Here is a 12,163-nt window from a genome sequence, read left to right on the forward strand (position 1 = left end):
GGTGGTGCGGGCAGGTGGGACACGGTGACGCTATCCCAGGGGTACACGGCCGATCACCGTCTGCCATCGACAAAGCCGGGATCATGGGCTTGGTGGGCTCCTTACAAACGGTGCCGTGTACACGTGTGGTGGGGTGACCCTGGTCACTGAGGTGGGCCGGTTTGCCGTACGAATCCGGCTCGGACGCCGACTGTAGGGTCCCGCCAAAGGTTCTCGCCCCCGCCGCCCCTACCCGTCCTATCCTTCTGGGGCTCCGCCCCAGACCCCGTTCGGTTGTGTGTCGGCTGCGGGTGGGTGGGGGTTGCTCGCGCAGTTCCCCGCGCCCCTTGAGGGGCGCGGGGAACTGCGCGATCTTTTGGGGGTCTGGGGGCGGAGCCCCCAGGAACGGATGGGACGGGTAGGGGCGGCGGGGGCGAAAAAGCCGGGGTGGCCGGATCCGGGTGGTGAGGCCTACTCTTCGGGGCATGGTTGCTCAGGCCAGGGACTTCGCGTCGCGTCGGTATGTCGACCTGCGGCGCCAAGGGACGGCCACCTGTCGCCGTAGGTGAGGCGAGCGGAGTGGATCCGGCTCGCCGAGATGTGACGGCGCAGTGTCGGACCAGTCCCGAGGAAGTTCCCCATGTCCCGTTCCGTAGCACCCTTTCCGCCCTATTCGCCCTCTCCACCCACGGCAGCCCCCCGCCGCCGAACCAGCACCACCGCCAGCGCCATCCTCCGCTCCGTACTGGACCACGGCCCGGTCGCCCGCAGCACCATCGCCCGGCTGACCGGACTCTCCCCGGCGTCAGTGACCGACTACTGCGCCCGGTTCGCCGAACTCGGCCTGATCCGGGAAGCCCCCGTGCCCCGGCAGTCGAACGGGGTCGGACGCCCGCACGTACCGCTCGACCTCGACGGCTCCCGTTTCGTGGTCGGCGGGGTACACATCGCCGTGCCGTACACGACCGTCGCCCTGCTCGACCTGCGTGGCCGAGTCGTGGCGGAGACCCGTCTCAAGCACCTGAACCATGAACACACCGAGCCCGGCCGCGTGCTGGCCAACGCCGCCGACGAGCTCGGCGCACTACTGGCCGGCGCCCCGGGCCGTACGCCCCTGGGCGTGGGTGTCGCCACCGGCGGCTGGGTGGACCGCGACTCCGGCACGATCGTGGAGCACGCGCTGCTGGGCTGGCGTGACGTGGCCGTACGGGAGTCGATCGGCGCCCGCACCGGACTGCCGGTTCATGTGGACGGGCACGCGCGGGCGTTGGTGAACGGCGAGCGGCTGTTCGGGCGGGCGCGGGGCAGCCGCAGCGTGCTGCACCTCTTCGTCGGCAATGTGGTGGACGCCGCCTTCGCCACCCACGACGAGGTGCACCACGGTCCCCGCTCGCAGGCCGGCGCGATCGCCCATCTGCCGCTGGCCGGTGGCACGGAGCGGTGCGACTGCGGCCGGACCGGGTGCCTCCAGGCCGAGCTGAGCGAGCGGACGCTGTGCCGCCGGGCGCGGGAGGCGGGTGTCATCCGCGGTATGAACCCGATGCATGTGCTCGCCGCCGCGGCCGACGGCGACCCCGTGGCCGTACGACTGCTGGTGGAGCGGGCCCGGATGACCGGACGGGCGGCACGGCTGCTGCTCGATGTGCTCAATCCGGACACCGTCGTTGTCACCGAGGTCGGTGCCGTGCACCGGGAGGACTGCCTCGCCGCGCTGCGCGAGGAGGTGGGGCCCGATCGGGCGGCGGCGGTCGTGCCGACCAGTTTTCCGGATTCCGTACTGGCCGTGGCGGGCGGATCGGTGGCTCTCGACGTGCTGTACCGGGATCCGCTGGGCGCGTGACCGGGGCCGAATTAATTCAGAAACTCCGAATGTTGACAGCGGTCGTACGAGGCCAGGAGCATCTTCTTCATGAGCAGCTCGCGGGTGCAGGTTCCGCTCACCAAGTGCCGTGTCGTCGACCTGATGCGGGTCGCGCGCACGCTGTGTTGCTGACGCCGGTCATCGCCGCGTCGCCCCTCCCTTGCTGACGATCGCTCGGCCGTCGACGCACTGACGATCACCCGGATTTCTTCGCCGCGCCTCAGGCGTGTGCCTTCCTCTGCGCGCCCTTTCCCTCCTGGCTCCTCCCTGCCCGGAATTCCGCGCGCATTCCCGTCACTTGGAACCCCGGAGTCCTCCCATGCCACCACTGTCCCCCTCCGCGTCCGGCGTCGACCGGCGGCTGTTCCTGTCCTCGCTGCTCGGCGCAGCCGCCGGCGTTGCCGGGCTGAGCGGTTGCGCGGGAGCCAGCGCCGCCGACACCCAGTCCAAGGGAGCCGCGTCCGCCCCGCTGTCCGCCAAGGTCCCGTCGGGCACCAAGCTCAAGATCGCCTCGTATCTGGGCCAGCAGCAGCTCCAGTTCAAGCTCGCGGGCCTGACCGATCTGCCCTTCACGGTCTCCAGCTGGGTGAACATCGGCGCCGGTCCCGATGTCATCAACGCCTTCCGCGCCAAGTCCCTGGACGTCGCCAACAACGCGGGCATCCCGCCGATCCAGGCGCACTACCAGGGCTTCGACGCGAAGATCGTGGCGATCAACATCACCCGTAAGCCCAACTACGTCTTCGCCACCAAGCCCGGCAGCGACATCCAGGACATCCAGGGCTTCAAGGGCAAGAAGCTGGCCTTCTCGCAGGGGCAGGCGCAGGGAGTCGTCCTGCTGCGTGCCCTGAAGAAGGCCGGGATCAAGTACGACGACGTCGACCTGGTGCCGCTGACCAGCAACCAGTTCCTCACCGCGCTCCAGGCCGGGCAGGTGGACATCGCCCCGCTCGCCAACCAGCAGTCCCCGGCCTATCTCAAGCAGTACGGGTCCAAGGGCGCGCACACCATCACCACCGACGTCGTGGACCTCCTCAACCTGCTGTGGGCGCCCACCTCCGTCCTCGCCGACTCGGCGAAGGCGGCGGCCGTCGCCGCGTACATCCCGCGCTGGGCGAAGGGCCAGGTGTGGGCGTACGAGCACCCCGACGCCTGGAACGAGGAGTTCTACGTCAAGACGCAGAACCTCACCCTCGCGCAGGCCCAGTCGATCACCGAGCTCGCCAACAAGCCGCTGTTCCCGCCGAGTTGGGCGGAGGCCGTGAAGTGGGAGCAGGAGACCGCCGATCTGCTCGCGGAGGGCGGCTTCGTGAAGGAGTTCAAGGTCGACTCGCTCTTCGACCGGCGCTTCGAGGGCATCGCGGCCAAGGCCGTGCCGGCGGAGTACCGGAGGTGACCGCCGTGAGCACGACCGCTGCCGTCGCTTCCGTCGCCGCTCCGGAGGAGCTCCCCCAGGTCCGCAGGCGCCGTCGGCTCTCCCCCGGCAAACGGCTGCCCGCCTCCCGGCTCGTCGGCCCGGTCCTCTTCCTCGCCCTGTGGGCCGTCGCCTCCGCCGCCGGACAGCTCGACCCGGCGGCGATCCCGGCGCCCTGGACGGTGGTGAAGACCGCCGGTCACCTGTGGACCGACGGGACGCTGCCGACCGATGTCCTGACCTCGCTCCAGCGGGCCGCGACCGGGTTCGCGATCGGGCTGACCGCGGGAGTCGTCCTCGCGCTCGCCTCCGGGCTCAGCCGGGTCGGCGAGGCACTGATCGACGGGACGGTGCAGCTCAACCGGTCCATCCCGCCGCTCGGTCTGATCCCGCTGTTCATCCTCTGGCTGGGCATCGGCGAAACCTTCAAGATCGCGATCATCGCCATCGTCGTCTACATCCCGATCTACCTCAACACACACGCCGCACTGTCCGGCATCGACCACCGCTACGTCGAACTCGCCGAGGTCCAGGGCCTGTCGAGGTTCGCCTTCGTCCGGCAGATCGTCATCCCCGGCGCACTGCCCGGCTTCTTCGTCGGCCTGCGCCTCGGGGTGACCGGCTCCTGGCTGGGCCTGATCGTCCTGGAGCAGATCAACGCCACCAGCGGACTCGGCTACATGATGTTCCAGGCCCAGAACTACGGCCAGAGCGACGTCATCCTCGTCGGCCTGGTCGTCTACGGCATCTTCGGTCTGACCTCCGACAGCGCGGTCCGTCTCATCGAACGGAGGGTGCTGTCGTGGCGACGCACACTGAGCAACTGACCTCCCTGCGCACCGAGCCAACCGTCCAACTCCGGGGCCTGACCCGCTCGTTCGACGGCCGTACGGTCCTCGACGGCATCGACCTCGACCTCCCCGCGGGCCAGTTCACGGCCCTGCTCGGGCACAGCGGCTCCGGCAAGAGCACCCTGCTGCGCGCCATCGCCGGACTCGACCACAGCGTCACCGGAAGTGGCCGGCTCTCCGCGCCGGAACGGGTGTCCGTCGTCTTCCAGGACTCCCGACTGCTGCCCTGGCGACGCGTCCTCGACAACGTCCTGCTCGGCACGGACGGCAGGGAAGCGGAACGGAAGGGCCGCTCCGCCCTCGCCGAGGTGGGCCTCGCGGGCCGCGAACGGGCCTGGCCCAACGAGCTGTCCGGCGGCGAGGCGCAGCGTGCCGCGCTGGCCCGTTCGCTCGTACGGGAGCCCGAACTGCTCCTGGCCGACGAGCCGTTCGGCGCCCTGGACGCGCTCACCCGGATCCGGATGCATGTCCTGCTGCGCGAGCTGTGGGAGCGGCACCGGCCCTCCGTCCTGCTCGTCACGCACGACGTGGACGAGGCGATCGTGCTCGCCGACCGGGTGCTCGTGCTCGACCAGGGGCGTATCGGCCTCGACCTGACCATCGACCGCCCGCATCCGCGCTCGTACCGCGATCCGCTGCTCGGCGAGTACCGCGAACGGCTGCTCGCCGCCCTGGGCGTCACGGAGGACCACAAGTGACCACCGCACGACAGCTCCACCTCAACGCCTTCCTGATGAACACCGGCCACCACGAGGCCTCCTGGCGCCTGCCCGAGAGCGACCCGTACGCGCATGTCGAGCTGGCGCACTACGTCCACCTCGCCCGTATCGCCGAACGGGGCACCTTCGACTCGCTCTTCCTCGCCGACGGCCCGCAGCTGTGGGGCAACCTCGCCCAGCGCCCCGCCGGCGCCCTGGAACCGCTCACCCTGCTCACCGCCCTGGCGACGGCCACCGAGCACATCGGCCTGATCGCCACGGCCTCCACCTCCTACAACTCCCCCTACAACCTGGCCCGCAAGCTCGCCTCGCTCGACATCATCAGCGGCGGCCGGGCGGGCTGGAACATCGTCACCACCGCGGGTGCCGAGGCCGCGCGCAACTTCGGCCTCGCCGAAGAGCCCGCACACGCCGACCGCTACGCCCGCGCCGCCGAGTTCCTGGACGTCTCGCTCAAGCTCTGGGACAGCTGGGAGGACGACGCGATCGTCGCCGACAAGGCGGCCGGCGTGTGGGGCGACGACACCAAGATCCACCCACCGCGACACCAGGGGACGTACTTCAGTGTCGAGGGAGCGCTCAACGTGCCGCGCTCGCCCCAGGGTTACCCGCTGCTCGTGCAGGCGGGGTCGAGCGAGAACGGCAAGGCGTTCGCGGCCCGGTACGCGGAGGCGGTGTTCACCGCGCAGCAGACCCTTGCAGACGCGCAGGCCTTCTACACGGACCTCAAGTCCCGTACAGCGGCGGCCGGTCGGGACCCCGAGCACATCAAGGTGCTGCCCGGCATCGTCCCGGTGATCGGCTCGACGGAGGCCGAGGCGCGGGCGAACGAGCAGGTGCTGGAGGACCACATCGTCCACGAGCACGGGCTCAGGAATCTCCAACGCCTGCTGCAACTTGAGCCCGGGACCCTGGAGTTGGACGCCCAGCTCCCCGCCGACCTGCCGCCCGAGGACGCCATCGAGGGCGCCAAGAGCCGCTACACGCTCATCGTCGAACTCGCCCGGCGCGAGCGGCTCACCGCAAGGCAGCTGATCGGGCGGCTCGGCGGCGGGCGCGGGCATCTCACCTTCGCCGGCACGCCCGAGCAGGTCGCCGACGCGATCGAGGAGTGGTTCCGGCTGGGTGCCGCCGACGGCTTCAACATCATGCCCGCCGTGCTGCCCTCCGGCCTCGATCTCTTCGTCGACCACGTCGTGCCGATCCTGCGCGCCCGCGGCCTGCTGCGTCAGGAGTACGGGCCCCGGCAGACCCTGCGGGAGCGGTACGGCCTCCCGCGCCCCGCCAACCAGCACGCCTCCGCCCTCGTCTGATCCTCCGCCCCGAAAGGACCCGTCCCACATGGCTGACATCGAGATCCACAAGGTCACCGGCAACATCGGCGCCCGGATATCCGGGGTCGACATCGCCAAGCCCCTCGACGACGACACCGTCGCCGCCTTGCGCGCCGCCCTCAACGAGCACAAGGCCCTGGTCTTCGACGACGTCGACCTGGACGACGAGGGCCAGCAGGCCTTCGCCCGCCACTTCGGCGACCTCACCACCGCCCATCCCACCGTGCCCGCCGTGGCCGACGCCCCGAACGTGCTGCCCGTCGACAGCGAGCGCGGCCGCGCCAACCACTGGCACACCGACGTCACCTTCGTCCTCAATCCGCCGCAGGCCAGCACCCTGCGCAGCATCACGATCCCGCCGTACGGCGGCGAGACCCTGATCGCCAACTCGGCGGCCGCCTACCGCGACCTGCCCGAACCCCTCCGGCAGCTCGCGGACACGCTGTGGGCCGAGCACACCAACGACTACGACTACGCCGTGCCGGACGAGGAGATCGACGAGGAACAGGCCGCGCAGCGCGCCCAGTTCACCTCCATCAAGTACCGCACCGCCCACCCGGTCGTCCGGGTCCACCCGCTGACCGGTGAGCGGGGGCTGTTCATCGGCGGGTTCGCGCAGCGGATCGTCGGCCTGTCGGTGGGCGAGTCCCGCAAGATCCTCGACCTGCTCCAGGCGTACGTCACCCGGCCGGAGAACATCCTGCGCTGGCGCTGGTCCCCCAACCAGCTGGTCCTCTTCGACAACCGGATCACCCAGCACTACGCCATCGACAACTACGACGGGCAGCCGCGCCGGCTGCACCGCGTGACCGTCGCCGGTGACGTGCCGGTCGGCGTCGAGGGCAAGGAGAGCCACTCGATCGCGGGCGACGCCTCGCACTACACGTCGGTCGCGTAGCACCCGCCTTCCGGTAAACGGACCCTTACCCTCCGTAGGACATGCGTCCGCATACTGGGCAGCCTCTCCCTCTCAGCGGACAGGCTGCCCAGACTGTGGGCGTTTTTGCCCGCTCGCACGTAAGGGACCACCCGCTCTCATGTCCCGCACCACCCTCGACGCCCCGCCCGGTACCCCCGACGCGGGCGCCTCCCTCTCCCCCGGCCTGAAGCACGGCCTGAAGCAGCGACACCTGTCGATGATCGCCCTCGGCGGTGTGATCGGCGCGGGCCTGTTCGTCGGGTCCGGGGCCGGTATCGCCGCCGCCGGGCCCTCCATCGTCATCGCGTACGCCGTCTCCGGTCTGCTCGTCATGCTGGTGATGCGGATGCTCGGCGAGATGTCGGCCGCGTATCCGTCGTCCGGTTCCTTCTCCGCGCACGCGGAGCGGGCGATCGGGCCCTGGGCCGGCTTCGCCTCGGGCTGGTCCTTCTGGGTGCTGCTGTGCACGGCTGTCGGGCTTGAGGGCATCGGCGCCGCGAAGATCGTCACCGGCTGGCTGCCGGGCACGCCCGAGTGGGCGTGGGTGGCGCTGTTCATGGTCGTCTTCTGCGTCGCCAATCTGGCCGCCGTGAAGAACTTCGGCGAGTTCGAGTTCTGGTTCGCGGCCCTGAAGGTCGGCGCGATCAGCCTGTTCCTGGTGCTGGGCGTACTGGCCATCACGGGCGTACTGCCGGGCACGGACTCCCCCGGCGCCGCCAACCTCACCGGCGAGGGAGGTTTCCTGCCGCACGGCAGCGAGGGCCTCGTCATCGGCCTGCTCGCGTCGGTGTTCGCGTACGGCGGTCTGGAGACGGTGACGATCGCGGCGGCCGAGTCGGAGAACCCGGTCAAGGGCGTCGCGAGCGCCGTACGCACCGCGATGTGGCGCATCGCGCTCTTCTACATCGGCTCGATGGCGGTGATCGTCACCCTGGTCCCGTGGGACTCCAAGGCGGTCGTCGAGAAGGGCCCGTACGTCGCCGCCCTCGACCAGCTGGGCATCCCGGGCGCCGGCCAGCTGATGAACGTGGTCGTCCTGGTCGCGCTGCTGTCGGCGATGAACGCCAACATCTACGGCTCCTCGCGCATCGCGTACTCCCTCGTCGAGCGCGGCCAGGGTCCGAAGGCCCTCGGCAGGGTCACGTCCGGCGTCCCCCGCGTGGCCGTTCTGGCCTCCTGCGTCTTCGGCTTCGTGTGCGTCGTGCTCAGCTACTGGCGTCCCGACGACGTCTTCCCCTGGCTGCTGAACATGATCGGCGCGGTGATCCTGGTCGTCTGGATGTTCATCGCGGTCTCGCAGCTGCGGATGCGCCGCCGGGTGGAGCGGGAGGCGCCGGAGAAGCTGGTCGTACGGATGTGGCTGTTCCCGGTGCTGACGTGGGTCGCCCTGGCGGGCATGGTGGCGATCTTCGTCCTGATGGCCCGGGAGCCGGACACCCGGGTGCAGCTGTACTCGACGGGCGGCATGACGCTGTTCCTGGCCGCGGTCGGCTACGCCTGGCAGAAGGCGCGCGCCCGCGCCTGACCCGTATCGCTGAAGGGCCCTCGCGCGGAGGACGGTTTCGCGCGAGGGCCCTTTCGCGTGCCCAGGCACGCTCCTTCGCCCTCTTGCTGCTAGCGTGCACTTGCAAGAAGCTTGCAATAAGAGGTCGGAGGGGACCTGACATGGCCGTCTACACACTTCCTGAACTGCCGTACGACTATTCATCGCGCGTTCACCCCTCAGGGTGACTTCAACCCGTTCTGGCTCACAGCAAGCGCCATCCCCGTAGCGTTCGACACGGCGGGTCTTCGACCCGCCCGGCGGCCGGGAGGGTCGTTGCCGGACGGACCTGAGCGCCGTCAAACTCCCCGGAGTGATCCAGGGGAGAGTCTCCGGCCGCTCTGCCGGAGAGAACTCCAATGGCGCAACATGACCGGAAACGGGGCGGCGAGCCGGAGAGCCTCCAGAGCACTTCGGCTCTTTCGCCTTGCCCAGAGCACCTCAACGCCGACGACCACGCAGGGCTCCGGTCGATGCGTCCTCGCGTACGAGCCGCTGAGCGGCCGCCTCGTCGTCGAGCAGGTCTACGACCACCAGGGCAACGTGGGCCAGGGTTCGGTGCCGATCCTCGTCTTCGACGCCTGGGAGCACGCCTTCTACCTCCAGTACAGGAACCAGAAGGTCGACTTCATCGACGCGATGTGGCAGGTCGTCAACTGGCAGGACGTGGCACGGCGTTACGAAACGGCCAAGTCCCGCGCGGACGTGTTGCTGCTGGCCCCCTGAGGCATGTATGAAGCGTCCTGCTCGTGATCGTCTTCTCACCCTTCACGTGGCAGGCGGATGAAAACGAGGGCCCCCGCGAGGACATGACTCGCGGGGACCCTCGCGACTTCCACCCACTCGGCTCTCCACCATGAAGGCACCGCGGTCTGCTACCTCACCAGCTTCGCCAGGAGCGCGGTCAGGTCGGCGATGAACTGGAGCCAGGGGCGGGCCCGCTCCGCCCGCCGTCCGAGCCGTCGCGCCAGCCCGGCCCGTCTGTTCTCCCGCTGTCGTAGCGCCTTGTCCCGCACCCGTTGTAAGGCCCTGATCCGCCGCGCTCCCCTGCGCTTGCCTCGCGTCATGGCGTGACGCTAGCCGGGGCGGGCGCGGGGGCGCAGGCGCCGGGATCGACAAAGCGCTTCGGCGGTTATTGGGGGTAACACCGCATTCTCTCCGGGGGCTGCCCCAACCCACCCGTCCACCGATCGGCGGACCCCAAGTTCAACCGAGTACCCGTGTCCCCCAACTTCCCTGGCCGGCCAGGCTTTTGGGCATGGACTCATTCCCACCGCCCGCGAGGTGGACGTCCTGAACGCCGTCGCCGACGGTCTGACGAACGCCGAGATCGGGCGCCGTCTGGTCATCGCGGAGGCCACGGTGAAGACACATCTGCTGCTGCGGCCCTGAACTCCCCTACGCGCACGGCACGTTCAGCGACAGCAGAGCGACCTCCCCGTCCGTGACGCGCAGTTCGCTGACCGCCGCGTTGCGCAGTCGCGGGAAGACTCGGCGGTACTCGCCGAGCGGGATGGAGAGGAAGGAGCACAGCACCAGGCGGAGGAGGGTGTTGTGGGCGACGACCAGGACGCGTTCGCCGGGGTGGGCGGCGGCGATGCGGTGCAGGGCGTGCGTGCCGCGGGCGGCGGCGGTGCGGGGGTCCTCGGCCTCCGGGAAGGGGTACGACACCGGGTCAGCCCGGAACGCCTTCGCGCGCGCCGGGTTCTCCGCCTCGAACTCGGCGAGGGTACGGCCCTCGACGACCCCGAAGTCGCATTCGCGCAGGGCCGGTTCGCGGTGCGGGGTGAGGCCGAGGGCGCGGCAGGCGGGGTCGGCGGTGGCGATGGCGCGGGAGACGGTCGACGTCCAGATCGCGTCCACGGGGTGCGCGGAGGCCCAGCGGCCGAGGGCTTCCGCCTGGGCGCGGCCCTCGTCGGTGAGCGGGACGTCACTGATGCCGGCGTAGCGGTTCTCGGCGTGCCAGACGGTCTGCCCGTGCCGGGCCAGAAGCAGGGTCGTACTGCGGCTCGTAGTACTCATGAGCCCGCAGTATCCAGGTCCAGTCGGGCCCGCGCGTGCCCCGCGACGGAAGCCGGCAGCCAGCCGCGCGCCTCCAGCTCGTCGAGCAGCCGGGCGTACGGGTCGGCGAAGGCCGCCGTGCGGGCGGGGTGCGGTTCGAGGACCGTACGGACGTGGACCATCCGGTCGGCGGCGTCCGCGAGGGTGGGGGCGGCCCCCATGCCGTACGCCGCCAACGCGGCCATGCCCAGGGCGGGTTCGGTCTGTTCGGGGACGCGGGCGGGGCGGCCGAGGATGTCGGCGCGGAGCTGGTTCCAGTACGGGCTGCGGGCGGCGCCGCCGGTGAAGGTGAGCGGGCCGTCGAGGGGGGCGCCGAGATGGTGCAGATAGTCGAGGCAGAGGCGTTCGGTGAGGGCGACGCCCTGGAGGAGCGCGGCCCACAGATCGGCGTCGGAGGCGGGTGCGCCGAGGACGAGGGCGGTGGCGTCCGGGGCGAGGAAGGGAAAGCGTTCGCCGGGTGAGGTGAGGGGGTAGGCGAGGACGGACGCGGGCTCGAAAACCTGGGCGGCCTGGTCCATCGCGGCGGGCGAGGCGTCCGGGAAGTACGCCGCCAGCGCGCCCGCGCCGACGCTCGACGCGCCGCCCGGCAGCCAACTCCCGTCCGGTGCCCGATGGTTGTAGACCACGCCGGACGGGTCCCGCACCGGCTGCGACGCGGCGCCCTTGAGGACGAGCGTCGTCCCCAGCACCGAGTTCCAGGAACCCTCCCGCAGGGCGCCCGAGGCGATCTGGGCCGCGCAGCCGTCGGTCATCCCGGCGACGACCGGGGTGCCGACGGGGATGCAGGTCTCCTCGGCGGCGGACGCGCAGACCTCGCCGAGCCGGGTTCCGGGCCGTACGACCTCGGGCAACAGGCCCTCAGGGAGGCCGAGTTCGGCGAACGCCGGGAACGGCCAGGTGTCGTGCTCCAGGTCGTAGGCGGTCTTGAGGGCGTGGCTGGAATCGGTGGGCACCGGATGCCCGGTGAGGCGGGTGACGATGACGTCGGGCTGGTGGGCCAGACGGACCTCCCGGGGACGGCCGTTCTCGCGGGCCCTCCCGGCGCCGTCGTGCGCGCGGAGCAGCCAGAGCGCTTTCGGCAGCCCCCAGCCGTTCTGCACCAGGAGCCCCGCCTCGCGAGCGCGCGCCGCCTCGCCCGCCGCGCGCCCGTCGTCGTACATGAGGGCGGGGCCGACCGGCCGGCCCGAACCGTCGGTGAGCAGCACGGTTCCGGAGGTGGCGCACACCGCGAGCCCGCCGATCCGTACCCGGTCGAGTGAGCGCAGGGCCGCCCGGGACGCCGCGCCCACCGCGTCCCACCAGTCCCCCGCGTCCTGCTCGTGGCGCGGGCCCGCCCGCCGCCCGGTGAGGGGCGCCGATCCGCTGCCGAGCACGCGTCCGTCGCCGGTGACGGCCAGGGCACGGACGCTCTGCGTGCCCAGGTCGATCCCCAGCCACGTCGTCCCGTCGTCCGCCATCCCGACCTCCCTGCCTTCTGGTTCA

Annotated in this window: 11 protein-coding genes and 1 pseudogene; 9 read left to right on the top strand and 3 right to left on the bottom strand. The window is 70.8% G+C overall.

Features of this window, described 5'->3' with window-relative positions:
* The first annotated feature begins 619 nt into the window (after positions 1 to 619).
* The 8 genes from AB5J50_RS18030 to AB5J50_RS18065 all read left to right on the top strand — a co-directional run bounded on the left by AB5J50_RS18030 (position 620) and on the right by AB5J50_RS18065 (position 9,346).
* On the top strand, positions 620 to 1,819 hold the full coding sequence (locus AB5J50_RS18030) for an ROK family protein (protein ID WP_369259261.1): 1,200 nt from the start codon (positions 620 to 622) through the stop codon (positions 1,817 to 1,819).
* 340 nt (positions 1,820 to 2,159) lie between these two features.
* Positions 2,160 to 3,236, top strand: coding sequence for an ABC transporter substrate-binding protein (locus AB5J50_RS18035; RefSeq protein WP_369259263.1), 1,077 nt, complete (start codon positions 2,160 to 2,162; stop codon positions 3,234 to 3,236).
* Positions 3,233 to 4,081, top strand: a complete 849-nt coding sequence (locus tag AB5J50_RS18040; RefSeq protein WP_369259265.1) for an ABC transporter permease — start codon at positions 3,233 to 3,235, stop codon at positions 4,079 to 4,081. Before AB5J50_RS18035 ends, AB5J50_RS18040 begins: the two co-directional genes overlap by 4 nt.
* Positions 4,057 to 4,803, top strand: coding sequence for an ABC transporter ATP-binding protein (locus tag AB5J50_RS18045; RefSeq protein ID WP_369259267.1), 747 nt, complete (start codon positions 4,057 to 4,059; stop codon positions 4,801 to 4,803). Before AB5J50_RS18040 ends, AB5J50_RS18045 begins: the two co-directional genes overlap by 25 nt.
* Positions 4,800 to 6,137: an LLM class flavin-dependent oxidoreductase gene (locus tag AB5J50_RS18050; protein ID WP_369259269.1), complete on the top strand. Its 1,338-nt coding sequence runs from the start codon at positions 4,800 to 4,802 to the stop codon at positions 6,135 to 6,137. The genes AB5J50_RS18045 and AB5J50_RS18050 overlap by 4 nt, the downstream gene beginning before the upstream one ends.
* Before the next feature lie 28 nt (positions 6,138 to 6,165).
* A complete protein-coding gene (locus tag AB5J50_RS18055; RefSeq protein WP_369259271.1) occupies positions 6,166 to 7,056 on the top strand; it encodes a TauD/TfdA dioxygenase family protein in 891 nt (296 codons plus the stop codon).
* A gap of 139 nt (positions 7,057 to 7,195) precedes the next feature.
* The gene (locus tag AB5J50_RS18060; protein WP_369259273.1) at positions 7,196 to 8,602 is read left to right on the top strand and encodes an amino acid permease; all 1,407 of its coding nucleotides are present in this window, start codon (positions 7,196 to 7,198) and stop codon (positions 8,600 to 8,602) included.
* A gap of 387 nt (positions 8,603 to 8,989) precedes the next feature.
* Positions 8,990 to 9,346, top strand: a complete 357-nt coding sequence (locus AB5J50_RS18065; RefSeq protein ID WP_369259275.1) for a superoxide dismutase — start codon at positions 8,990 to 8,992, stop codon at positions 9,344 to 9,346.
* Positions 9,347 to 9,495: 149 nt separating this feature from the next.
* Here the strand turns inward: AB5J50_RS18065 and AB5J50_RS18070 are convergent, their stop codons facing one another.
* Positions 9,496 to 9,687 (bottom strand): hypothetical protein, encoded by a 192-nt coding sequence (locus AB5J50_RS18070; protein ID WP_369259277.1) that lies wholly within the window; start codon positions 9,685 to 9,687, stop codon positions 9,496 to 9,498.
* A gap of 205 nt (positions 9,688 to 9,892) precedes the next feature.
* On the opposite strand from AB5J50_RS18070, the pseudogene AB5J50_RS18075 reads away from it, so the two are divergent.
* Positions 9,893 to 10,000, top strand: a pseudogene (locus AB5J50_RS18075) (LuxR C-terminal-related transcriptional regulator); the annotation flags it as partial.
* Between the two features lie 18 nt (positions 10,001 to 10,018).
* On the opposite strand, the gene AB5J50_RS18080 reads toward AB5J50_RS18075, so the two are convergent.
* Positions 10,019 to 10,642 carry a histidine phosphatase family protein gene (locus AB5J50_RS18080; protein WP_369259279.1) on the bottom strand — a complete coding sequence of 208 codons (624 nt, stop codon included), beginning with the start codon at positions 10,640 to 10,642 and terminating at the stop codon, positions 10,019 to 10,021.
* Entirely contained in the window at positions 10,639 to 12,138 is a 1,500-nt protein-coding gene (locus AB5J50_RS18085; protein WP_369259281.1) for an FGGY-family carbohydrate kinase, read from the bottom strand. Before AB5J50_RS18085 ends, AB5J50_RS18080 begins: the two co-directional genes overlap by 4 nt.
* Positions 12,139 to 12,163 lie beyond the last annotated feature (25 nt).

The sequence above is a fragment of the Streptomyces sp. R35 genome, assembly GCF_041053035.1.
Lineage (GTDB): Bacteria > Actinomycetota > Actinomycetes > Streptomycetales > Streptomycetaceae > Streptomyces > Streptomyces lutosisoli.